Origin of the sequence: Nocardia sp. NPDC050408, assembly GCF_044458905.1 — a bacterium.
Classification (GTDB): Bacteria; Actinomycetota; Actinomycetes; order Mycobacteriales; family Mycobacteriaceae; genus Nocardia.
This window is the reverse complement of the sequence record NZ_JBITIL010000001.1, coordinates 626,617-647,293: the sequence shown is the minus strand read 5'-3', so window position 1 is coordinate 647,293 and position 20,677 is coordinate 626,617. Positions and strand designations below refer to the sequence as shown.

The following is a 20,677-nucleotide window of genomic DNA, read 5'->3' as shown; positions in this document are numbered from 1 at the left end:
CGTCCCAGGTGGATGACAGTCGGCGGGGTGGGCAAGGCTAGCGTGGTCAGCATGAGTCGATTCGGTGGGTTCCCACTCGCGGGGCTGGACTTTTACGAGGATCTGGAAGCCGATAACTCGAAGGCCTTCTGGACCGCGCACAAGGATGTCTACGAGGAGTCGGTCAAGGCGCCGATGGTCGCGCTGACCGCGGAGTTGGAGGCGGACTTCGGGACCGCCAAGATCTTCCGCCCGTACCGGGACGTGCGCTTCTCGAAGGACAAGGTGCCTTACAAGACGGCGCAGGGCGCGGTGGTCAGCGTGGCACCGGGTACGGGCTGGTATGTGCAGATCAGCGCGGCCGGACTTTTCGTCGGCGGCGGATTCTATGCGGGCTCCCCCGCCCAGATCGCCCAGTTGCGCGCCACCATCGATGACGAGGTCCGGGGGCCGGAACTGGAGGCGATTCTGGCCAAGCTGACCAAGGCCGGATTCACCATCGGCGGCGAGCAGCTGAAGACCAAGCCGAAAGGGTATGACGCCGACCATCCGCGCATCGATCTGCTGCGGCACAAATCGTTGACCTGCAGTAAGGAATACGGCGCACCGGCCTGGTTGGACAAACCGCGCGCCGCGAAGGAGGTCCGCACCGCCTGGGAGGCGATGCGGCCCTTCATCGAATGGCTGGGCGCGGTGGTCAGTGGTGCGCCCGCCCGGACTTAGGGGATGGCAGCCGGCGAAGCCGGCGGGGTGGGTCGGGCTCAGCCGCGGGCGGCGAGGACGAGGGCGAAGCGGTCGTCCGGATCGGTCCACACCTGTTCGGTCTGGAATCCCGCCGCCGCCAGTTCGGCGTCGAATCCGTCAATGCGGAATTTGGCCGAGATTTCGGTGCGCATCTGCTCGCCGCGCGCGAACTGGACGGTGAGGTCCAGCTCGCGAACTGTCACGGTCATCTCTTCGGTGGCCTCCAGGCGCATTTCGATCCACTCGTGTTCGGCATCCCAGATGGCAAGGTGCGCGAACTTGTCCGGCTCGAAATCGGCGTCGAGGCGACCGTTCAAGACATGCAAAACATTTCGGTTGAATTCGGCGGTGACACCGGCCCCGTCGTCATAGGCGGGGACCAGTACCGCGGGATCGATGACCAGGCCCGCGCCGAGCAGTAGCCGCTCACCAGGCTCGAGCACCTCGTAGATGCTGGACAGGAATTCGGCCCGCTCGGCGGGGACGAGGTTGCCGACGGTGCCGCCGAGGAAGGCGATCATCCGGCGGCCACCGCGCGGCAGATTGTGCAGGGTGTCGGTGAAATCGCTGACCACGCCGTGCACCGCTAGGCCGGGAAACTCCGCCGCGATCTCCGCGGCGGCAGCCCGCAGCGCCGAGGACGAGACATCCTGCGGAACATAGGTTTTCAGCGGCCCCTCGGCGGTCAGCGCGGATAGCAGCAGCCGGGTCTTGGCGGCCGAGCCCGATCCGAGTTCGACCAGGACCTCGGCCTGTGCGGTGCGGGCGATCTCGCCGACGACCCGCTCCAGCAGCGCGCGTTCGGTGCGGGTCGGGTAGTACTCGGCCAGTTCGGTGATCTGCTCGAACAATTCACTGCCGCGGGCGTCGTAGAACCACTTGGGTGGCAACCATTTCGGATCCGCGGTGAGGCCGAGCCTGGCATCCGTGCGCAACGCCGAGGTGAGGTCGTCGTCGGATAGGTGGATCTCCAGCGTCGGTGCGGTCATAGGAGCGAGCCTTTCGTGCTTGGAACGTCGAGAAGCGGTGTGACGGACAGCGCGCCGGGACGGGCGCTGACCAGCTGGCGATCCGGAATCGGCTGCCAGCGCGGGTCGTCGTCGAAGGGTTCCGATGACAGGATGGCGAAATCATCGGTGACCAGGGCTGATAGCGAGTGATAGACAGTGGTCGCCCACATCTGCTTGCCGTCACCGAGCAGGAAATTCAGTCGGGCGCCGGGGGCTTGGGCCAGGACGGCCGCGACCAGCAGGCGCAATGCCGCCGGTGCCGCCGCCCACGAACCATCGGGAGTGTCGGTCGAGAGCAGACTGCGCAGGAGCACCCACAGCGTCGCCGAATCGGTCGCGGATTCGGCCTCCAGCAATCGCACCGAGTCGAACAGCTGATCGGCGCCGAGTTCGGTTGCGGTGGAGCCGAATTCCTCGGCGACCGCGCTGAGCGCCCGTCGCCAATCGGGCACCACCCCGTTATGGCTGAATGCCCATCGGCCGTGCGTGAACGGCGCACAGGCGTTCCGCTCGACCGGCATACCTATGGTCGCCGAGCGAACCGCCCCCAATACCGCCCACGACTCCAGTTGCGGCAGTACCTCTTCCACCGCCGGATCGGTCCAGATGGGCGCGGAGTTGCGATACCGGCTGACGGTTACCCCATCCTCGTCACGCCACCAGGCCACCCCGAACCCATCCGCATTGATCGTCCCGCCCCCGCGCATATCCTTCGGCGCCCACGCCTGGGTTCGCAGGGAATGCGAACCGAGCGTCAACATGTCGCCCACGCGCACGGAAGGGCCGATGTAACCGAGTTGACGACACATCAGTGCGCACCTCCCACCGTCATGTGTCGGGTGCGGGCTCGGCGGGCCGGGCCGCTGGTAGGCCGTTGCGGCACCTCTGCCGACCGCCCTCCGATCGGGTTCGGCTGTGCGTCAGCACTCGATACGCTCACTCGCTCTCGCCTTTTCGCAGGTCGCGGGCCAGGCGGAAGCCGGAGAAGATCTGTCGGCGGACGGGGTGATCCCAGTTGCGGAAGGTGCCGCGACAGGCGACCGGATCGGTGCCGAAGGAGCCGCCGCGCAGGACTCGGTAGTCGCCGCCGAAGAACACATCGGAGTATTCGGCGTACGGGAATGCGCGGAAACCCGGATAGGCCTCGAAACCCGATGCGGTCCATTCCCATACGTCGCCGATGAGCTGGTGCACACCGGTCGCAGAGGCACCGGCCGGGTACGCACCGACCTCGGCGGGTTCCAGGTGCCGCTGGCCGAGATTCGCGGTAGCGGAATCGGGTTCGGTATCACCCCACGGGTAGCGGCGGGACGTGCCGGTCTCCGGATCGAAGCGCGCCGCCTTCTCCCATTCGGCCTCGGTGGGCAGGCGTTTGCCTGCCCAGTTGGCGTAGGCCTCGGCCTCGAACCAGCAGACGTGCACCACCGGCTGCTGCGGACGCACCGGTGTCATCACGCCGAATGCCCGACGCCACCAGTGCCCGGCCGGATCGCACTCCCAGAACTGCGGCGCCGCCAGCCCCGCGTCCTGCCGGTGCGCCCAACCGCGTTCGGACCACAGCTCGGCCCGCTCGTAACCGCCGTCGGCGATGAAGGCCTGGTACTGCGCATTGGTGATCGGTGCGACATCGATGGCGAAGCCGGGCACATGAACCGGATGCGCCGGACGCTCATTGTCCAGTGCCCATGGGTCGGTCGAGGTACCCATGACGAATTCGCCCGCGGGAATGACGACTTCGCCACCCGCCGGGGTCGCCGCCGAGGGTGCGTCGGGTGCGGAAAGCACGGCGGGGCCGGTGCGCAATTGGTGGGTGGCGAGCATGGTTTCGTCATGCTGCTGCTCGTGCTGGGCGATCATGCCGAATGCGAAGCCGCCGTCGACCAGCGGATCACCGCGTAATGTATTGGTTTCCAATACATCCAACACCTTGTCGCGCACGGTGCCGACATAGCCGCGGGCCTGGGTGGGGTTGAGCAGCGGCAGTTCGGGGCGATTGGCGCGCGCGTGTTTGAAAGCGTCGTACAGCTCGTCGATATCGGCGCGTACCGCTTCGCGTCGGCCGACATCGCGGACCAGCCAGAGTTCTTCCTGATTGCCGATATGGGCGAGATCCCAGACGAGCGGGCTCATCAGTCGCGAATGCTGGGCGACCAGCTCTGCTTCATCGAGGGTGGTGAGGCCGGTGGTGCGATCCCTTGCGCGGGTGAGCACTTCGGCGATCCGGTCACGCAATTGTTCGGTGCCGGAATTATCCGTTGCGGGGTACTGAATGGTCACGATGGGTATCTCCCGAACTCGTTCTGGTCGGCGATTCGAGGCTGCGGCGCCACGGTCACGGGTGGTGGTCCTCGGGCTGATCCGCACTGCGCGAAACGAGTTCATCGGTCGGGGTGCGACCGCTGCGACATCGCTCGGCCGCGGATTCGATCTCGTGGGCCGCCGCCGGACTCGCCGCATGTGTCGCGGCCAGGGTCAGCAATTCGACCGCGACGCCGCGGATCTCCGGATCGGCCAACCCGCAGCGCGCCGCATCGAGCCAGCGGCCCGCGAGTGGCGCGGCGAGCGCCGTCGCCTCGGCCACAACCGCCGGAGACGACAGCAAAGCGTCGAAGACGTGGATCGGGACGGTCCAGTCGTTATCGGGCTGGGCGTCCAGATAACGGACCTCGAGGTGTCCGGAGGCCCGTACCGGTGGGAACAGTGTGGTCAGGTGATAGTCGAGATCGCCGATATCGGGACGCCGACCGATCTCGTCGTCCAACGCACCGGACAACCAGTCCGCGAAGGTCGCCTCCGGCGGCGCTGCCCAGCTGATACCGCTGCCATTGCCGGATACGCCATCGGGGCGACGAACGCACAGCAGCGGGACATCCAGGGCCCAGCGCGCATAGCCGCTGACCGGATCCGGCCAGGACTGCACCGCGGGACGAGTGCGGGCGTGGTCGAGACGCAACCAGGTACGCATTCGCTGCGATGCCCACGCACCCACCGGCGCACCGTGCAATTCGGGCGAGCAGGCGAACGCGGCGAGTAGCGCGGGACCGATCGCGTACAGCGCATTCCACCGGCCGGTGACCTCGGCACGGTCCGCACCGGCATCGACGCTGACCTGCGTCGCCGCGGTATTGCACATCATCAATTTGCCGAACGGGCCGATACCTGCGAAGGACTGTTCCATGGCGCGGTAGCGCGGCAACCGCAAGACCCGCTTGGGGCGGCGGTCCGCATCGGCGGCGCCGGAAATGGTGCGGATGGATCGGGATTCGAGTAGATCGCGCAGCATCCGAGCATCGGCGTGCAAACCCTCGCACAACTGCGCGGCAGCGGCGAACGGGGCACTGGAGAGTTCGATCTGACCGCCGGGTTCGATGGTGACCCGGCTGCCCCCTGGCAGCGGAAGTGCCGGTGAATCGGGGGCGATGGACCGCGGTGCATGGGGTCCGAGTGCATCTGCGAGTGCAGCCAGTTGCGGGCGGGGGGCGGCCGATGGGCCGGACGACGAACACTCACCCTGCACGGTGAGCCATTCCAGTTCGGCGCCGATGAGCGTTGGTGGGCCCAGTTTGAAACAGATTTTCTCGAGATAGGCCTCGGCCGCGGCCCGCGATGAGAGCTCGCCATTTTCCAGCGCGATCACTCGCTTCGGATGCTCGAGCGTGACTGCCATACCAACCTCCACCATGTGAAACCAGGTAACTGTGGCTGTGCCGCATCTGTGCCGCCGACAGTTGTTCAGGTAGTTCTGTATCGCCTCGGGCGTCGGTCGTATTCCAGTGCACCGACCCAAACCAGCGTAGCGAGGGGTACCGACAAGAAATGTGACAAGAATCTGAATTCGTAGTCATGCACAGCGGGGGACGCGCGCACCGTGGCCAGGACCTGCGCCGACTCGTGCGACAGCCCAATGCGCCGATTTCGGCGATACTGTCGAGGCCATGCTCGACGAGAATCGCGTACGTGCCGACATACCGGGCTACGGCACCGGATCCGATCTGGTCTTCCTCGACAGCGCGGGCTCCTCGTTACCGCCCCGAGTCGTCGTCGATACCGTTGTGGCGCATCTGCGACGCGAGGCCGAAATCGGCGGCTACCGCGCGGCGAACGAGCGACTCGACGACCTCGCCGCGGTGAAAACCGATATCGGCCGGCTCATCAACGCCGATCCGACCAGCATCGCGCTCAGCGATAGCGCGACCCGCGCGTGGGCAGACTTCTTCTATTCGGTGCCACTCGCACCCGGCGACCGTATCCTCATCTCCGGCGCCGACTATGCGAGCAATGCCATTGCTGCGCTGCAGCGGGCCAAGGCAACCGGTGCGGTGGTCGAACAGATTCCCAGCGACGGCAGCGGCCAACTCGACCTCGACGCACTCGCCGACATGGTCGACGAACGGGTCGAGTTGGTGTCGGTGCTGCACGTCCCGACCAATGGCGGTCTGGTCAACCCGGCCGCCGATGCCACTCGGATCGCGCATTCGGTCGGCGCGCTGGTGCTGCTCGATGCCTGCCAGTCGGCCGGGCAGCTGCCGATCGATGTGGCCGAACTCGATGTCGACGCACTCTCGGTCACCGGCCGCAAATGGCTGCGCGGCCCGCGCGGCACCGGATTCCTTTATGTGCGACCGGAATTGGCCGCGTCGATGGAGCCGCAGCGACTGGATCTGCACAGTGCGCAGTGGACCGGTGCGCAGGAGTACGCCCTGGTCCCCGACGCGAGTCGCTTCGAATTCTGGGAATGCGATGTCGCTGCGCGACTCGGTCTCGGCGCGGCCGTGCGATATCTGCTCGAGCTGGGACCGGAGGACGTCTACGACGCGATCGCGGTCCGCGCGGAACACCTGCGCAAATCGCTGCCGGAAATCAACGGAGTCACGGTGCGCGACATCGGGATTCGGCACAGCGGCATCGTTTCGTTCACCGTCGACGGGAAATCGGCGGTCGAGGTACGCGATTGCCTTGCGGCACAGAATATTACGGTGACGGCGAGCCATGCCAGCTCTACGCTGCTGGATATGACCGCCCGTGGCCTGGATTCGGTGGTGCGCGCCTCGCCACACTGCTTCGTGAGTTTCGAGGAGCTGGACCGGTTCGTCGGCGCGGTCGCGGCGCTGTAGATGTCACCTCGCGAACTGGTCGTCCTCGGCACCGCGAGTCAGGTTCCGACCAAGCAGCGCAATCACAATGGGTATCTGCTGCGCTGGGGCGAGGAGGGCATCCTCTTCGATCCGGGCGAGGGCACCCAGCGGCAGATGACCTACGCGGGCGTGTCGGTCACCGACATTACCCGGATCGCGGTGACGCATTTCCACGGCGACCACTGCCTCGGGCTACCCGGCATCATCCAGCGGATCAATCTGGACAAGGTCGCCCATCCGGTCGATGTGTATTACCCCGCATCGGGTGCGGTGTTCTTCGATCGGCTGAGCAATGCCAGCTCGTTCTATCGCACCGTCGAGCTTCGGCCGCATCCGATCGCCGACCCGGGTGCGCTGGACGCACCGGGCGCACCGTTCGTCCTGGAGGCGGTCGAGCTATCGCACCCGATCGAAACCTTCGGCTACCGGCTCACCGAACCGAGCGGTGTGCGCATCCTGCCGGAGCGGCTCGCCGAATTCGGCCTGCACGGCCCGGCGGTCGGACAACTGCAGCGCACGGGCAGTATCGAATTCGACGGGCGCACAATCACGCTGGCCGAAGTCAGCGAGCCGAGGCCGGGCCAGAGCTTCGCATTCGTCATGGACACCCGCCTGTGCCCGGGCGTGCTGTCCCTCGCCTCGGGCGTGGACATGCTGGTGATCGAGGCGACCTTCCTGGACGCCGACGCCCAGCTCGCCGAGGAATACGGCCACCTGACCGCGGGCCAGGCCGCCCGAGTCGCCGCCGAAGCCGGTGTGCACACCCTGGTCCTGACCCACTTCTCCCAACGCTACCGCGACCTCGACGCCCACCGCGCCGAGGCGGCCCTGCACTTCACCGGCGATATCGTCATCGCCACAGACCTGGCGAGGATCACCCTGCCGCCCCGACACTGAGCACCAACCGCATGGTGGCATAAGTAGTGGTTACGTCGCACTGGGCATTCGGTGTGCGACGTAGTCAGCGGTCGTGCGCGGTCAACTGATGTGTAGGTCGATTGCGTGCGTTGCGAGGGCCGGAGCGTTGGCGGTGGGGGCCACTAGGCGCAAACTGCGGTTGGCCTGGAGGGCGGCGATGCCGTGCAGGCTGGTCCACAGGGCGATCGCGCGCTTTTCTGGGCTGTCCGATGCCGGGGCGGCCTCGCGAACCAGCGTCGCGAAGCGCTCGAACAACGGCAGAGTGATCCCGCGGAGGTTCTCGCCGGAGCCCTCGAGTAGGTCGTGGCGAAACATGAGCGTGAACATTTCCGGGCGCTCGCCGGCGAATTCGACGTACTCGGCGGCCATCCGTTCCAGTTGTTCCCTCGGCGTGCTCGCGCCTACCTCCACCTTGGCGAATCGCTCGATGAGATCGGCGAAACCGCGCGCCGCGATGGCGGCCAGGAGCGCGCGGTGCGTCGGAAAGTGCCTGCGCGGCGCACCGTGGGAAACCCCGGCCGCACGGGTGATCGCACGCAGACCCAACTGGGCCGCGCCGACCTCTTCGAGCATGTCGACCCCGGCGCCGACCAATCGTTCCCGCAACGGCTCACTTCCAACCATGGAGACATTGTCTACGGCGCTCATCGATCACTCCTTCCCGACTGCGTCACATAAGTAGCCGTTCTCTACCAACAACCGTAGACAATGTCTACGCTCTTTGGTAGACATTGTCTACGGCAACTTTCTCGGAGGCTCATGTGTGGTACCGGTTGTTCAAGCACGTTCTGCTCGGTCCGCTGCTGCGGCTGCTCGGCCGCCCCGAAGTGGAAGGACTGCGGCACGTACCCCGCACCGGACCGGTGATCATCGCGGCCAACCATCTCGCGATGCTCGACTCGATGTATCTCGCGCTGGCCCTGCCGCGCCGGGTCACCTTCCTGGCCAAGCAGGAGTACTTCACCGGGACCGGATTCAAAGGCCGGTTCAAGCGCTGGTTCTTCACCGTCGCGGGTCAGGTCCCGGTGAACCGCACCGGCGGCACCGCCGCCGCGGACGCACTGGCCGCCGCCACCAGGATCCTGGAATCCGGTGACGTCTGGGCCATCCATCCGGAGGGCACCCGCTCCCCCGACGGCCGCATCTACCGCGGCCGCACCGGCGCACTACGCGTCGCCATGGCCACCGGCGCTCCGGTCATCCCGGCGACACTCTCGGGCACCGACAAGGTGAATCCGCGCGGCCGCCGGCTGCCGCGCTTCGGCAAGGTGCACATCAGCTTCGGCGCGCCGCGCTACTACCCGCAGCCCACCCCGACCCACCCGGCACCGGACACGTGTCAGGTTCGCGCCGCGACCGACGAACTGATGCGGGAATTGGCCGCCCGATCCGGCCGGCACTACGTCGATCGCTACGCGGCAACTTTCTCGAATCGCCCATAACGCCACCGCGACACGGGCATGTCCTCGGAATGGTTAACGCGGGGACGAATTGGCGGGATAGTTGGGGAGCAGGCCGGTCACCCATGTCCGGCTACCGCATCGGGGTGACAAGGGAGTTGGACTTTGAGCAGGTTCACCGACGAGATGTACGCAACGGCACAAATCTCGGATCGCGGATTGGTGACCGGGGAGCCAAACGCGCCATTTCGGCAGACCTGGGGTGAGATCCATCGAATCGCACGACGTATGGCGGGCGGACTCGCCGAAGCCGGCATCGGACACGGTGACGCCGTCGGCGTGCTGGCCGGGATGCCGGTCGATATCGCACCGGCCTGTCAGGCGATCTGGATGCGCGGCGCGTCGATCACCATGTTGCATCAGCCGACACCGCGCACGGATCTGGTGGTGTGGGCGCGCGATACCGAGACCGTGCTGTCGATGATCGACGCGCGCGCGGTGGTACTCGGCGCGCCCTTCGAGGCCGCCGAACCGCTGCTGCGCGAGCGCGGCATCACCGTGGTGCGCATCGATCAGCTACGCGATGGCGCGGAGACCGATCCGGTGCCGACCGTCGAGACCGATACCGCATTGCAGCAGTTGACCTCCGGTTCGACCGGATCGCCGAAGGCCGTGCGGATCACGCACGGGAACTTCTACGTCAACGCCTACGCCATGTTCGATCGGGTGAAGTTCCAGCTCGACGAGGATGTGATGATCAGCTGGCTGCCGCTGTTCCACGATATGGGGATGGTCGGATTCCTCAGCGTTCCCATGCAATTCGGGGCCGAGGTGGTCTGTGTGACGCCGATCGACTTCCTGATGCGTCCACTGCTGTGGGCCGAGCTGATCGACAAATACCGCGGCACCGTCACGGCCGCACCGAATTTCGCGTACTCGCTGCTGGCCCGCCGGCTCAAGCAGGCCGAGGACGGCGCCTACGATCTCAGCAGCGTGCGCTATATGTGGAATGGTGCCGAACCCGTCGATCCGGACACCATGGAGGCACTCGCCGCGGCCGGCGAACGCTTCCGGCTCAATCCGATGGCACTCACCCCCGTCTACGGCATGGCCGAAACCACACTGGCCGTATCGGTTCCGGATCCCGGACACGGGCAGGTCCTCGACGTCATCGATGGCGATCTGCTGGAGGCGCTTGGCAAGGCCGTGCCCGCCCACGAACACCACGGCAATATCCGCCGCATGCCCACCCTCGGCTATCTGGTCGACAATCTCGAGGGGCGGGTCGTCGATGCCGAGCGCCAGCCGCTGCCGACCCGTTCGGTCGGCGTGATCGAACTCCGCGGTCCCGCCGTCACTTCCGGCTATGTCACGGTCAACGGCTTCCGTCCGGCGCAGGATGCGGACGGCTGGCTCGACACCGGCGATATCGGCTACTTCACCGATGAGGGTCTGATCGTGGTGTGCGGCCGGATCAAGGACGTCATCATCATGGGCGGGCGCAATATCTATCCGACCGATATCGAGCGTGCCGCCATGCGCGTAAGGGGTGTGCGTCCCGGCAATGCCGTCGCGGTTCGCTTGGACGCGGGCGAGAAACGCGAAAGCTTCGCCGTCGTGGTGGAAAGCAACGACCACCAGAATGCCGACGAGGTCAAGCGCATCGAACGTGAAATTGTGCATGCGGTGTTCTCCGAGGTCGGCGCCCGCCCCCGCACCGTCGCGGTCCTCGGCCCCGGCGCCCTGCCCAAAACCTCCTCGGGCAAGCTGCGCCGCTCCGCCACCGCGATCCATCTGCGATGAACCGCGGTAGCACTAGTGCAATTGGTTCTGGGCCGGTTCGAGCCCCACGCGCAGTAGCAGTTCGACCGCGTCCGCGGCCTGTTCGACGAGCACCGGCACTTCCTTGCGCTCCACCGACGAAAACGGTTTGAGCACATAGTCCGCCGGGTCCTGGCGACCCGGCGGACGGCCGATGCCGATGCGGGTGCGCAGATATTCCTTGGTGGTCAGGGCACTGGAGACCGAACGCAATCCGTTGTGCCCGCCCTCACCGCCGCCGCGCTTGAGCCGGACCTGACCGAACGGCAGATCCAATTCGTCGTGCACGACGATCACCTCGGTCGGCGGCACCGAAAAGAATTTCGCCAGCGCCGCGACCGGGCGCCCGGACAGATTCATGAACGAGCGCGGCTTGGCGATCAATACCTGACGCCCGTCCAGCCGCGCCTGCAACAGATCCGCACCGGACTTCTTGTGCACAGCAAAACGGCCGCCGACGCGCTGCGCGAGCACGTCGGCGACCAGAAAGCCGATATTGTGCCGGGTGCGCTCGTACTCGGGACCTGGGTTGCCAAGTCCGACCACGAGCGCGGGCCCGGTCGAGGATTCGGTCATTCGGATAACCGAGCCGGGGAGTTCTTACTCGGCGCTCTCGGACTCCGCGGCGGCGGCCGCGGCGGCCTCTTCGGTCTCCTGCGCGGAAGCCGGGGCCGCGATGATGTTGACGATCAGGGCCTCCGGGTCACCGGCCAGGGTGACACCCTTCGGCAGCTCGATCTCGCCCGCGGTGATCTGGGTGCCCGCCTCGACGCCCTCGATCGAGACCTCGATGGATTCCGGGATGTTCAGCGCGTCGGCCTCGATGGACAGCGTGGTGACGTCCTGGGTGACCAGGGTGGCCGCGGCGGCCTCGCCGATCAGCGAGATGTTCACATCCGCGGTGACCTTCTCGCCGCGCTTGACGATCAGCAGGTCGGCGTGCTCGATGTAACGGCGAATCGGGTGCACCACAACGGATTTGGTCAGCGCGAGCTGCTTCTTGCCGTCGATGACGAGGTTCAGCACCGCATTGGTGCCGTGCTCGCGCAGGATGGCGGCGAAGGCCTGGGCGTTGAGCGAGAGGTGCTGCGGGTCGGCGGCGTGGCCGTACAGCACGGCGGGAACGTTACCCGCGCGACGGGTACGGCGGGCGGCACCCTTGCCGAACTCCGTGCGGACGGCGGCTTCGAGAAGGTTGGCGTCGGACATGACTGGATCTACTCCCTACGGCTCTTCCGGGCTGTCAACAGTGCGCCAGGGACTGTTATCCCCCCTGGCAAATGGTTGGTCTACTCGTCGGGCGAAGACCGAACGAGGACGGCCGAGAGCCGAGCCGCGTCGATCACGGTGAACGCATTACGTCTGCGGTCACCCTCGCCGAGACAACCCGAACACCATAGCGCAAGTGTTTATGTCCAGCTGAATCGGGTGGTCGGACTGGCCGGCTCACCGTCACCCCGGTCGCGTACGCTGGAGCGGTTGCCGATCGGCCGTCTGAAAGGTTGTTGCAGTTGACCGCCTCCACTGAGGGTGTCGTCACGCCCGCCCCGCGTGGGTTGCCCGCCGAGGTCGCCCGGCGACGCACATTCGCGGTGATCTCCCACCCCGACGCGGGCAAGTCGACGCTCACCGAGGCGCTGGCGTTGCACGCCAGAATGATCTCCGAGGCCGGCGCCATCCACGGTAAGGCCGGACGCAAGTCCACCGTGTCGGACTGGATGGAAATGGAGAAGGCGCGCGGAATCTCGGTGAGTTCGACCGCGCTGCAGTTCAACTACCGTGCCGCGGGCACGGATATCGACAACGTCATCAACCTGGTCGACACCCCCGGCCACTCGGATTTCTCCGAGGACACCTATCGCGTGCTCACCGCCGTCGACGCCGCGGTCATGCTCATCGACGCCGCCAAGGGCCTGGAGCCGCAGACACTGAAGCTGTTCCAGGTGTGTCGCCATCGCGGCATCCCGGTCATCACCGTGATCAACAAATGGGACCGTCCGGGCCGCGCGCCGCTGGAACTGCTGGATGAGATCAGCGAGCGGATCGGCCTCATCCCGACACCGCTGTTCCTGCCGGTCGGCATCGCCGGTGACTTCCGCGGACTGCTGCGTCGCGGCTCAGAGGGTGCGGCCGTCGAATACATCCACTTCACCCGGACCGCTGGTGGCGCGACCATCGCGCCGGAGGAATCGATCGCTCCGGAATCGGCCGAGGCGCGCGAGGGTGAAGCGTGGACGACCGCCGCCGAGGAGAGCGAACTGCTCTCGGCCACCGGGCAGGACCACGATCAGGAGATGTTCCTGGCCGGGCAGACCTCCCCGGTCATCTACGCCTCCGCGATGCTGAATTTCGGTGTGCGACAACTGCTGGAGACCTTGGTCGCGCTGGCGCCCGCACCCGGCTCGCGCGCCGATATCGGCGGCACGCAGCGCAACACCACCGATCCGTTCAGCGCGGTGGTATTCAAGGTGCAGGCCGGAATGGATGCGGCACACCGGGATCGGCTCGCGTTCATGCGGATCGTCTCCGGTGAATTCGAGCGCGGGATGGTCGTCACGCACGCCCAGACCGGTCGGCCGTTCGCGACCAAATACGCGCTCACCGTTTTCGGGCGGGAGCGCTCCACCGTCGACACCGCCTACCCGGGTGATGTGGTCGGCCTCGTGAATGCCACCGCGCTTGCGCCCGGACACACGCTGTTCGTGGACAAGAAGGTGGAGTTCCCGCCGATCCCGTCGTTCGCGCCGGAGCATTTCGCGGTGCTGCGGGCGCAGAGCGCGGGTAAGTACAAGCAGTTCCGCAAGGCGATCGACCAGCTCGATTCCGAAGGCGTGGTGCAGGTTTTGCGCAATGACGCGCGCGGTGATGCCTCCCCCGTACTCGCGGCGGTCGGTCCGATGCAGTTCGAGGTCGTCACCGCGCGGATGCTCGCCGAGTTCAACGTCGAGACGCATATGGAGCACCTGCCATACACGTTGGCCCGGCGTACCGATGCGGAGTCGATGACCGAACTCGATCGGCAGCGCGGGGTCGAGGTGTTCACCCGTTCCGATGGAGCGCTGTTGGCGCTGTTCAGTGACAAGTGGCGGTTGCAGTACATCGAGAAGGAGCATCCGAAGCTCACGCTCGAGCCTCTGGTCGCCACGGCGGACTGACCTCAGCGCAAATTCCTGTCCCGATTCCGGCGGAATCCCGCGGAGTCGATGTTCAGGCCGATGCGCTCACCCAGCCTCGGGCTCGGCCGCCTCCGGCACGGACTCCCGCCGCGGCGCGGCGGCGCCGGGGTTGCGTTCGACCGACGCGATGCCGTCCTCCCGCGCGATCAGCCCCCAGCGACTCGATGTCAGCCGCAGGCTCGGCAGATCGCTGAGCGAAAGCACCACCTCATAGGTGCGCTCATATCCGGTATGCGCGATGCGCCAGCGACCGTCCGTGCACCGAACGTAGCGATCGGTGTAAAAGGCCGCGCCGCGCAGCAGCATATTGTGCGCCGGTATGAGCACGGTATCGGCGAGATACCAAGTGCCGGTGGCGGTGTCGCCGTCGACATCGATCTCCGGATGGTCGCATCGGTGCTCGGTGATGACGTGCGGACCCAGGGTGTTGCGCATGAACGCCAGGAACGCATCCCGCGACTCGAACGACAGGTATTCGCTGTAGGTGGCCGTCGCCTCCGGGACCATGGTGTCCGCGAATTCGTCCCACGACTTGGTGTCGAGGGTGCGTAGGTACCTGAACTTCAGGCGACTGATCGCTGACACAGCATCCTGGTCCATATCTCAACAATCCCATTCGAAGTCGCCGCGCTACAGAGATTGGGAGATTTGTATCAGATTGCTATCACTTCGAGCCGAAACCGCCGGTCTGCCGTGCGAGTCAATTCCCGATGGTGAAGCAGGTCTTGCAGAAGTCGCTGCCGAATTCGGTCAGCCGCAGACTCTTGCGCACGATCTTGGGCGCGCGTCCGGCCTTCTTCAGCGCCGCCTCGACCACCGGCTGCACCTCGAGCACCATGTACCGGCTGAGCACCACCGGATCATCGGAAACCTGGGTCAGACCGAGGCGGTTGAGGTTGATCAGATAGGTGCGGGCGCGATCCGGATAACGGACACCGGCCTGTTCCGGTACCGAAGTGAGATCACCGGTCACCAATTCCGAGCCGATGCCGAGTGGACGGTTGGTGCGCACATCGACCAACGGTTGCGGACCGTTCAATGCCATGAACCGCAGAATGCGCGCCTCGTCCGGCGCCAACTCGTCGAGGATGCGATCGTAGGCGGGGTGCACGTCCTCGGTGAAGTAGACATCGGCCGAGCGGGCGAGCAGCGCATCGCCTCGGCGGCGCAACTCTTCGCTACTTGCCGAGCGCAACGGCGCGCCGATGCCGACCGGGGCCGGCTGCGGCGCGCCGTTGGAAGTCGGTACGTAGCTGACGATTTCGCGCACCGAACCCTCGGTGACGCCGAGCGCGCTGCGCGCGATGGAGCGCAACGCATTACCGGTGCGCTCGGCGATATCCGCCGACGATTCACCGTCGAGCGCGGCCTGGGTGATCTCCTTGGTCACCTCGTAGGTCGTTTCGACGGCCCACTGACTGCCGCGCACCACGGTGCCCGCCGCGAGCCCCGCCGCTCGGAACACACCGCGAATCAGCCGTGCCTCATTGCTGATCTGCCGCTGTTCGACATCCGAGCTGCGCTCCACCGAGCGGGAACCGGCCCGGGCTATGTCCTGTCCGGTCCTGTCGTCTGTCACGTTCTCTCCGATGTATTGCCAAGTGAACGAATACGCCCACAGATTATTGCCCGCCAGCCTTCCAGGTCTGCCTTACCGTGAGCCGATTGGGCCAGCAAACGCGCCGACCCCTGCTGTCGGTCGCGTGATGGTCGTCATTCTCTCCGGCGCTGGTTGACACTACGACATTCTGGACACACAGTGTGACTGATGTCTCAGACAATCCGCTTGTGGCCCAAGACACTCGCGATGGACCAGCGTCTGGACCGCACAGTAGGGTCCGTCTGCCGACTGGGTGCTAGTTTGGGTTGCCGGTGAGGCGGCGGTCACCGGTATATCGGCAGGAGGGTGTCGTGTTGGAGAGTGTTTTCGGGATGCATCCGACGGTCCTCCTGGAATTAGTGACTATCCCCCTTTTCACTGGCGTCATCGGTTACATCACAAACTGGACCGGCATCCTGATGTTGTTCAAGCCGGTCGCGTTCCACGGTATTCGTTTACCTGGATTGCGTGCGCTGTTTCCATTCCTGCCCAAGCGAATTCAGGTGCTGCCGCTGCTGAGCTACGACGGCAGAATTGGCTGGCAGGGCATCGTGCCATCGCGTGCGGACAAAATGGCGAGCATCGCCGTCGACAAGGGTCTGGCGAAACTCGGCAGCGTCGCCGACTTCTATCGCGAGCTCGAGCCGGACAAGCTCGCCGAACACCTCGCGACTATCGCCGACGCGCAGATCAAGGACATAGTCGAAGAAATCCTGCGCCGCGAACATCCGCAGCTCTGGTACAACCTGCCGACCGGGGTGCGCGACATGATTCACGCGCGGGTCCGCCAGCAGCTGCCCGATATCCTGCGCGAGCTGACCGAGGAATTGGGCGCCAATATCGATCAGCTGCTCGACGTCAAGCAGATGGTCATCCGTTATTTCCAGGCGCGGCCGCATCTGCTCAACACCCTTTTCCAGGTACTCGGCGCCAAGGAACTGCGCTTCATGCAGAACTTCGGTTTCTACTTCGGCGCACCTATGGGCGTGGTGCTGGTCGCTGTTTTGCATATGACCGGCTGGTCGACGCTGGTGGTGCTGCCGGTCGGCGGCGTCATCATCGGCTGGGTGGTCAACTGGATCGGCCTGAATATGATCTTCGCGCCGGCCTACCCGAAGTGGTGGTGCCCGTGGCGGCAGGGCCTGCTGATCAAGCGGCAGCTCGAAATCACCGACGGCTACGCGGAATTGGTCTCGAGTCAGGTGATGACCGTCGCTAATATCGGTGACGAACTGCTGAACGGCCCGCGCTCGGACCGGACCATGCAGATGCTCGAGGACACGCTGCGCCCCGCGGCGGACCGGGCGCTCGGGCCGGCGCGACCGGCGGTGAAGTTCATGCTCGGCAGCCGGGAGTACGACTCGCTGCAGTCGACGCTGACCACCGAGGCGATGACCATCGCGCCGATCGCCTTCGCGGATCCGGACTTCAACGTCCAGCAGGGCAGGCAAATCAACGACTACATCGCCAAACAGATGTCGGCACTATCGCCCCCCGACTTCGTGGATATGCTGCGAGCGGCCATCAAACAGGACGAATGGCTCCTTTTTCTGCATGGCGGCGTGTTGGGGCTCTTCGCCGGATACGCTCACATCCTGATCTTCGGAACGGGAGTGGCGACAACATGGCTGTGACGGAAGCTGACGGCGACGATCTGCGGGCCGCTGGGCAGGGCTCCGAGCGAACCGAGCAGTCCGAAGTGGCCGAAACCCCAAGAACTTCCGAGTCGTCGACATCCGAGCAGTCGACGCAGATCGCGCGGTTGCCGCTCGGCGCGGTCGAGCAGAAACGACAGGTCGGCTCGGTACGCAAGACCGTTCGCGCGACCACCGGGGTAGCCCGGGTCGCGGTGAGCGCGGCGGCCGAGGTGACCGCATGGGGCATCGACACCGCCCTCGGCGTCGGGGCCACCGTGGTGCGCGGCAGTATCGCTGGAAATCCCCCGCGGGAAGTGCTCGCCGAGGCGGAGGCCGAGGTTCGTGACGCCGTGCGGCGTGCATTGCGGCTGCCCGCGACGCCCGAACAGCCTGCGCCCGATGCCGTTCCAACTTTGCGTGAGCAGGGGGCCGCGCTGCTGCGGCTGTCGGCGAGCACGCAGGGTGAGCACCACGAAACCCACCCGGCCTTCGCGCGCATGCTCGAGGAGCTGACCCCCGACGAGGCACGCATTCTGCGCTTCCTGCACCTCGACGGTCCGCAGCCCTCGATCGATATTCGCGCCGGACGACCGCGCGGCATCGGTGTCGAGCGAATCATCTCCGGGCTCAATCTGATCGGTGAGCACGCGGGGCTGCGCTTCCCCAACCGGATCCAGCAGTACCTGCCGAATCTGCGCCGCCTCGGCCTGATCGAATTCGTCAAGGAGCCGGTAGGCAACCCGAACCGCTACCAACTCCTCGAGGCCCAATCACCGGTCCGAGAAGTATTGAAGCGCTCCGGTTTCGGCACCAAGGTCTACTACCGCAGCATCTCGCTCACCGGCTTCGGCGCCGACTTCGTCCAAACCTGCCTGCCGGTCGTTGTCCAGGACGGCCGCGTCTCCGGCACCAGCTAGGCCAGCGCCGTCGAGGCGAGTCGAATGGTTGTTGTGGCTGGGGTTTGGAACGACCATTTGACTAGCGACGATGGGGTTCAGGCGGTGTCGGCGAGTTCCAGCCAGCGCTGCTCGGTGGATTCCTTTTCGGCCAGGACCTGTTTCAGCTCGGCGCCCAGGGTGATGAGTTTGTCCGGATCGGTGGCGGCGTCGGCGAGGGCAGTGTGCAGGCGTTGCTCGCGTTCGGTGAGTTTGTCGATGGTGCGCTCTAGTTTGGCCAACTCCTTGCGGGCGGCGCGGTAGGCGGCCGAGTCGGTGGCGGGGGCTTCGGCGGGCTTGGAGTCGGTGGATCGCGTTGCGGCGGAGCTCGATACCGCGCGCTTCTTCAGATATTCGTCGATGCCGCCGGGGAGATTGGTGAGCTTTCCGTCGCCGAACAGGGCCCAGGTGGAGTCGCAGATGCGCTCGATCAGATAACGGTCGTGGCTGATCACGACCAGGGTGCCCGCCCAGTTGTCGAGCAGGTCTTCCAGTTGTTGCAGGGTGTCGATGTCCAGGTCGTTGGTCGGCTCGTCGAGGAGCAGGACATTCGGTTCCGACATCAGGATTCGGGTCAGTTGCAGCCTGCGTCGCTCGCCACCGGATAGTTCGCCGACCGGGGTGCGCTGACGAGCCGGGGTGAAGCCCAGGCGCTCGGCCAGCTGGCCTGCGGAGGTTTCCTTATCGCCCAGCATGATTCGCTGCGCGATTTGCTGCACTGCCTCCAGCACCCGAAGATCGGTTGGTAGGTCGTCGAGTTCCTGGCGTAGCCAACCGATCTGAACCGTCTGGCCCTGAATGCGTTTGCCCGCAGCCGGTTCGACGGCGCCGGCGAGCGTGCGTAGCAGGGTCGTCTTGCCGGAGCCGTTCACACCGACCAGGCCGACCCGCTCGCCAGGCGCCAGGCGCCAGGTCAAGTCGCGTACCAGCTCTCGGCCGTCCGGGGTGGTGAGGGTGGCGTCCTCGAGTTCGATGACGACGCGGCCGAGGCGCTTTCGCGCGAATGCGGCCAGCGAGACGCTATCGCGCGGCGGCGGCACGTCGGCGATCAGCGCCTCGGCCGCCTCCACCCGATAGCGCGGCTTGGAGGTGCGGGCTTTCGCGCCGCGGCGCAACCAGGCCAATTCCTTGCGCGCCAGATTCGCGCGCCTTGCCTCGGAGGCATCGGCCTGCCGCGCGCGCTCGGCGCGGGCGAAAATCCAGTCGCCGTAACCGCCTTCATAACTTTCGACCTTGCCGCCGACAACCTCCCAGGTGTCGGTGGCGACGGTGTCGAGGAACCAGCGATCGTGGGTCACGACCACCAGGGCGCTGCGGCGCTCGAGCAGATGTTGGGCCAGCCACTGCACGCCCTCGACATCGAGATGGTTGGTCGGCTCGTCGAGGACGAGCAGATCCAGGTCGCGAACCAGCGCGGCGGCCAGTGCGACGCGGCGGCGCTCGCCACCGGAGAGATTGTCGACCGAAGTGTCCAGACCGAGGCCCTCGATGCCGATGCCCGCCATCACCGACCGGATGCGCGGATTCGCGGCCCATTCGTGTTCGGCGACGCCGTATTCATCTCGGGGCCCTCCGGGGTCACGCGAGCTACCGCCTCCGTGCCCGTCGCTCGCGCCGGGGGGCATCGCGTCATCTGCCAGTCCGGCCAGCACGACGGATCCGATGCTCGCGCCCACGGGAAGTACGCCGCGCTGGGTGACCACCGCCACGCGCAGCCCGCCGACCCGGCTCACCCGGCCGCTGTCGGGCGGCTCCAGACCGGTCAGCACCTCCAACAGGGTGGTCTTGCCGCCGCCGTTCAGGCCGACGACACCGATTCGCTCGCCCGCGTGGATGCCGAGCGAAACATTGTCCAGGAGTGGTTTGATGCCGAAGCTCTTGGAGACCTGTTCGAGATTGATCAGGTTGGACATGGATCCTTCCGAGTCAAGCGCCGGGCGAGTACTCGCCCCGCGCAAGCGTACCGAGCACGCAGAACTCACCGTCGGCCCACCGAACGCTCCGCCCGGGCCCGGCCACGCCCCGCGCTGGTTCTGATCGTTCCGGCGGACATGTTCGGCGTGATTAGCGACCAGCGCACTCGCCTAAACCTCGACAACCGCAGTGCGCAGCCGGATGTCAGGGCCGCATCCGTTCACGTAACTACATCGCTTCATGCCCCGTGTCCAGGGCCTGCTCAGGCAAAGAGTGCGGGCTGGTCTCACAACTGAGACTTGCGTGACGAACGCCGTTCGTTTAGAGTTGGGCGCAGCGAACGGCGTTCGTTACGAACAATGTTACGGCGCTCCTGAGACATAGCCGCAGAATGGGAGCCCCGCCTCG

Annotated in this window: 18 protein-coding genes; 8 read left to right on the top strand and 10 right to left on the bottom strand. The window is 65.9% G+C overall.

The window, feature by feature from the left end:
- Positions 1–51 precede the first annotated feature (51 nt).
- A complete protein-coding gene (locus ACIBJI_RS02820; RefSeq protein WP_364341135.1) occupies positions 52–702 on the top strand; it encodes a DUF2461 domain-containing protein in 651 nt (216 codons plus the stop codon).
- 38 nt (positions 703–740) lie between these two features.
- Here ACIBJI_RS02820 and egtD read toward each other — a convergent pair whose 3' ends face one another.
- The 4 genes from egtD to egtA all read right to left on the bottom strand — a co-directional run bounded on the left by egtD (position 741) and on the right by egtA (position 5,400).
- Positions 741–1,712: an L-histidine N(alpha)-methyltransferase gene (gene egtD / locus ACIBJI_RS02815; RefSeq protein ID WP_397082808.1), complete on the bottom strand. Its 972-nt coding sequence runs from the start codon at positions 1,710–1,712 to the stop codon at positions 741–743.
- The gene (gene egtC / locus ACIBJI_RS02810) at positions 1,709–2,542 is read right to left on the bottom strand and encodes an ergothioneine biosynthesis protein EgtC (RefSeq protein WP_396957280.1); all 834 of its coding nucleotides are present in this window, start codon (positions 2,540–2,542) and stop codon (positions 1,709–1,711) included. The genes egtD and egtC overlap by 4 nt, the downstream gene beginning before the upstream one ends.
- 127 nt (positions 2,543–2,669) lie before the next feature.
- Positions 2,670–4,010 carry an ergothioneine biosynthesis protein EgtB gene (gene egtB / locus ACIBJI_RS02805; RefSeq protein WP_397082806.1) on the bottom strand — a complete coding sequence of 447 codons (1,341 nt, stop codon included), beginning with the start codon at positions 4,008–4,010 and terminating at the stop codon, positions 2,670–2,672.
- A 55-nt stretch (positions 4,011–4,065) separates the two neighbouring features.
- The gene (egtA, locus tag ACIBJI_RS02800; protein WP_397082804.1) at positions 4,066–5,400 is read right to left on the bottom strand and encodes an ergothioneine biosynthesis glutamate--cysteine ligase EgtA; all 1,335 of its coding nucleotides are present in this window, start codon (positions 5,398–5,400) and stop codon (positions 4,066–4,068) included.
- A 268-nt stretch (positions 5,401–5,668) separates the two neighbouring features.
- Here egtA and ACIBJI_RS02795 point away from each other — a divergent pair, with 268 nt between their 5' ends.
- Both ACIBJI_RS02795 and ACIBJI_RS02790 read left to right on the top strand, forming a co-directional pair.
- Positions 5,669–6,847, top strand: coding sequence for an aminotransferase class V-fold PLP-dependent enzyme (locus ACIBJI_RS02795; RefSeq protein ID WP_396957283.1), 1,179 nt, complete (start codon positions 5,669–5,671; stop codon positions 6,845–6,847).
- Positions 6,848–7,765 (top strand): ribonuclease Z, encoded by a 918-nt coding sequence (locus ACIBJI_RS02790; protein WP_397082802.1) that lies wholly within the window; start codon positions 6,848–6,850, stop codon positions 7,763–7,765.
- 81 nt (positions 7,766–7,846) lie between these two features.
- On the opposite strand, the gene ACIBJI_RS02785 is transcribed toward ACIBJI_RS02790, so the two are convergent.
- Positions 7,847–8,434, bottom strand: a complete 588-nt coding sequence (locus ACIBJI_RS02785; RefSeq protein ID WP_364341121.1) for a TetR-like C-terminal domain-containing protein — start codon at positions 8,432–8,434, stop codon at positions 7,847–7,849.
- 113 nt (positions 8,435–8,547) lie between these two features.
- On the opposite strand from ACIBJI_RS02785, the gene ACIBJI_RS02780 reads away from it, so the two are divergent.
- Both ACIBJI_RS02780 and ACIBJI_RS02775 read left to right on the top strand, forming a co-directional pair.
- The gene (locus ACIBJI_RS02780; RefSeq protein ID WP_364341119.1) at positions 8,548–9,228 is read left to right on the top strand and encodes a lysophospholipid acyltransferase family protein; all 681 of its coding nucleotides are present in this window, start codon (positions 8,548–8,550) and stop codon (positions 9,226–9,228) included.
- A gap of 123 nt (positions 9,229–9,351) precedes the next feature.
- Positions 9,352–10,989: a fatty acyl-AMP ligase gene (locus tag ACIBJI_RS02775; protein ID WP_364341117.1), complete on the top strand. Its 1,638-nt coding sequence runs from the start codon at positions 9,352–9,354 to the stop codon at positions 10,987–10,989.
- Positions 10,990–11,001: 12 nt separating this feature from the next.
- On the opposite strand, the gene pth is transcribed toward ACIBJI_RS02775, so the two are convergent.
- Together pth and ACIBJI_RS02765 are read right to left on the bottom strand one after the other, a co-directional pair.
- Complete coding sequence (gene pth / locus ACIBJI_RS02770) at positions 11,002–11,583, bottom strand: aminoacyl-tRNA hydrolase (protein WP_364341115.1); 582 nt, start codon at positions 11,581–11,583, stop codon at positions 11,002–11,004.
- A 24-nt stretch (positions 11,584–11,607) separates the two neighbouring features.
- On the bottom strand, positions 11,608–12,216 hold the full coding sequence (locus ACIBJI_RS02765; RefSeq protein WP_364341113.1) for a 50S ribosomal protein L25/general stress protein Ctc: 609 nt from the start codon (positions 12,214–12,216) through the stop codon (positions 11,608–11,610).
- Between the two features lie 302 nt (positions 12,217–12,518).
- Between ACIBJI_RS02765 and ACIBJI_RS02760 the strand changes: the two genes are divergently transcribed.
- Positions 12,519–14,162 (top strand): peptide chain release factor 3, encoded by a 1,644-nt coding sequence (locus ACIBJI_RS02760; protein WP_397082800.1) that lies wholly within the window; start codon positions 12,519–12,521, stop codon positions 14,160–14,162.
- Between the two features lie 66 nt (positions 14,163–14,228).
- On the opposite strand, the gene ACIBJI_RS02755 is transcribed toward ACIBJI_RS02760, so the two are convergent.
- Positions 14,229–14,783, bottom strand: a complete 555-nt coding sequence (locus ACIBJI_RS02755) for a nuclear transport factor 2 family protein (RefSeq protein ID WP_364341111.1) — start codon at positions 14,781–14,783, stop codon at positions 14,229–14,231.
- A gap of 100 nt (positions 14,784–14,883) precedes the next feature.
- Positions 14,884–15,762 carry a DUF4393 domain-containing protein gene (locus ACIBJI_RS02750; protein WP_364341109.1) on the bottom strand — a complete coding sequence of 293 codons (879 nt, stop codon included), beginning with the start codon at positions 15,760–15,762 and terminating at the stop codon, positions 14,884–14,886.
- Positions 15,763–16,094: 332 nt separating this feature from the next.
- On the opposite strand from ACIBJI_RS02750, the gene ACIBJI_RS02745 reads away from it, so the two are divergent.
- Together ACIBJI_RS02745 and ACIBJI_RS02740 are read left to right on the top strand one after the other, a co-directional pair.
- A complete protein-coding gene (locus tag ACIBJI_RS02745; protein ID WP_364341107.1) occupies positions 16,095–17,417 on the top strand; it encodes a hypothetical protein in 1,323 nt (440 codons plus the stop codon).
- A complete protein-coding gene (locus ACIBJI_RS02740) occupies positions 17,408–18,337 on the top strand; it encodes an Abi-alpha family protein (protein ID WP_397082798.1) in 930 nt (309 codons plus the stop codon). The genes ACIBJI_RS02745 and ACIBJI_RS02740 overlap by 10 nt, the downstream gene beginning before the upstream one ends.
- Before the next feature lie 77 nt (positions 18,338–18,414).
- Here ACIBJI_RS02740 and ACIBJI_RS02735 read toward each other — a convergent pair whose 3' ends face one another.
- Positions 18,415–20,268, bottom strand: coding sequence for an ABC-F family ATP-binding cassette domain-containing protein (locus ACIBJI_RS02735; protein ID WP_364341103.1), 1,854 nt, complete (start codon positions 20,266–20,268; stop codon positions 18,415–18,417).
- Between the last annotated feature and the right edge of the window lie 409 nt (positions 20,269–20,677).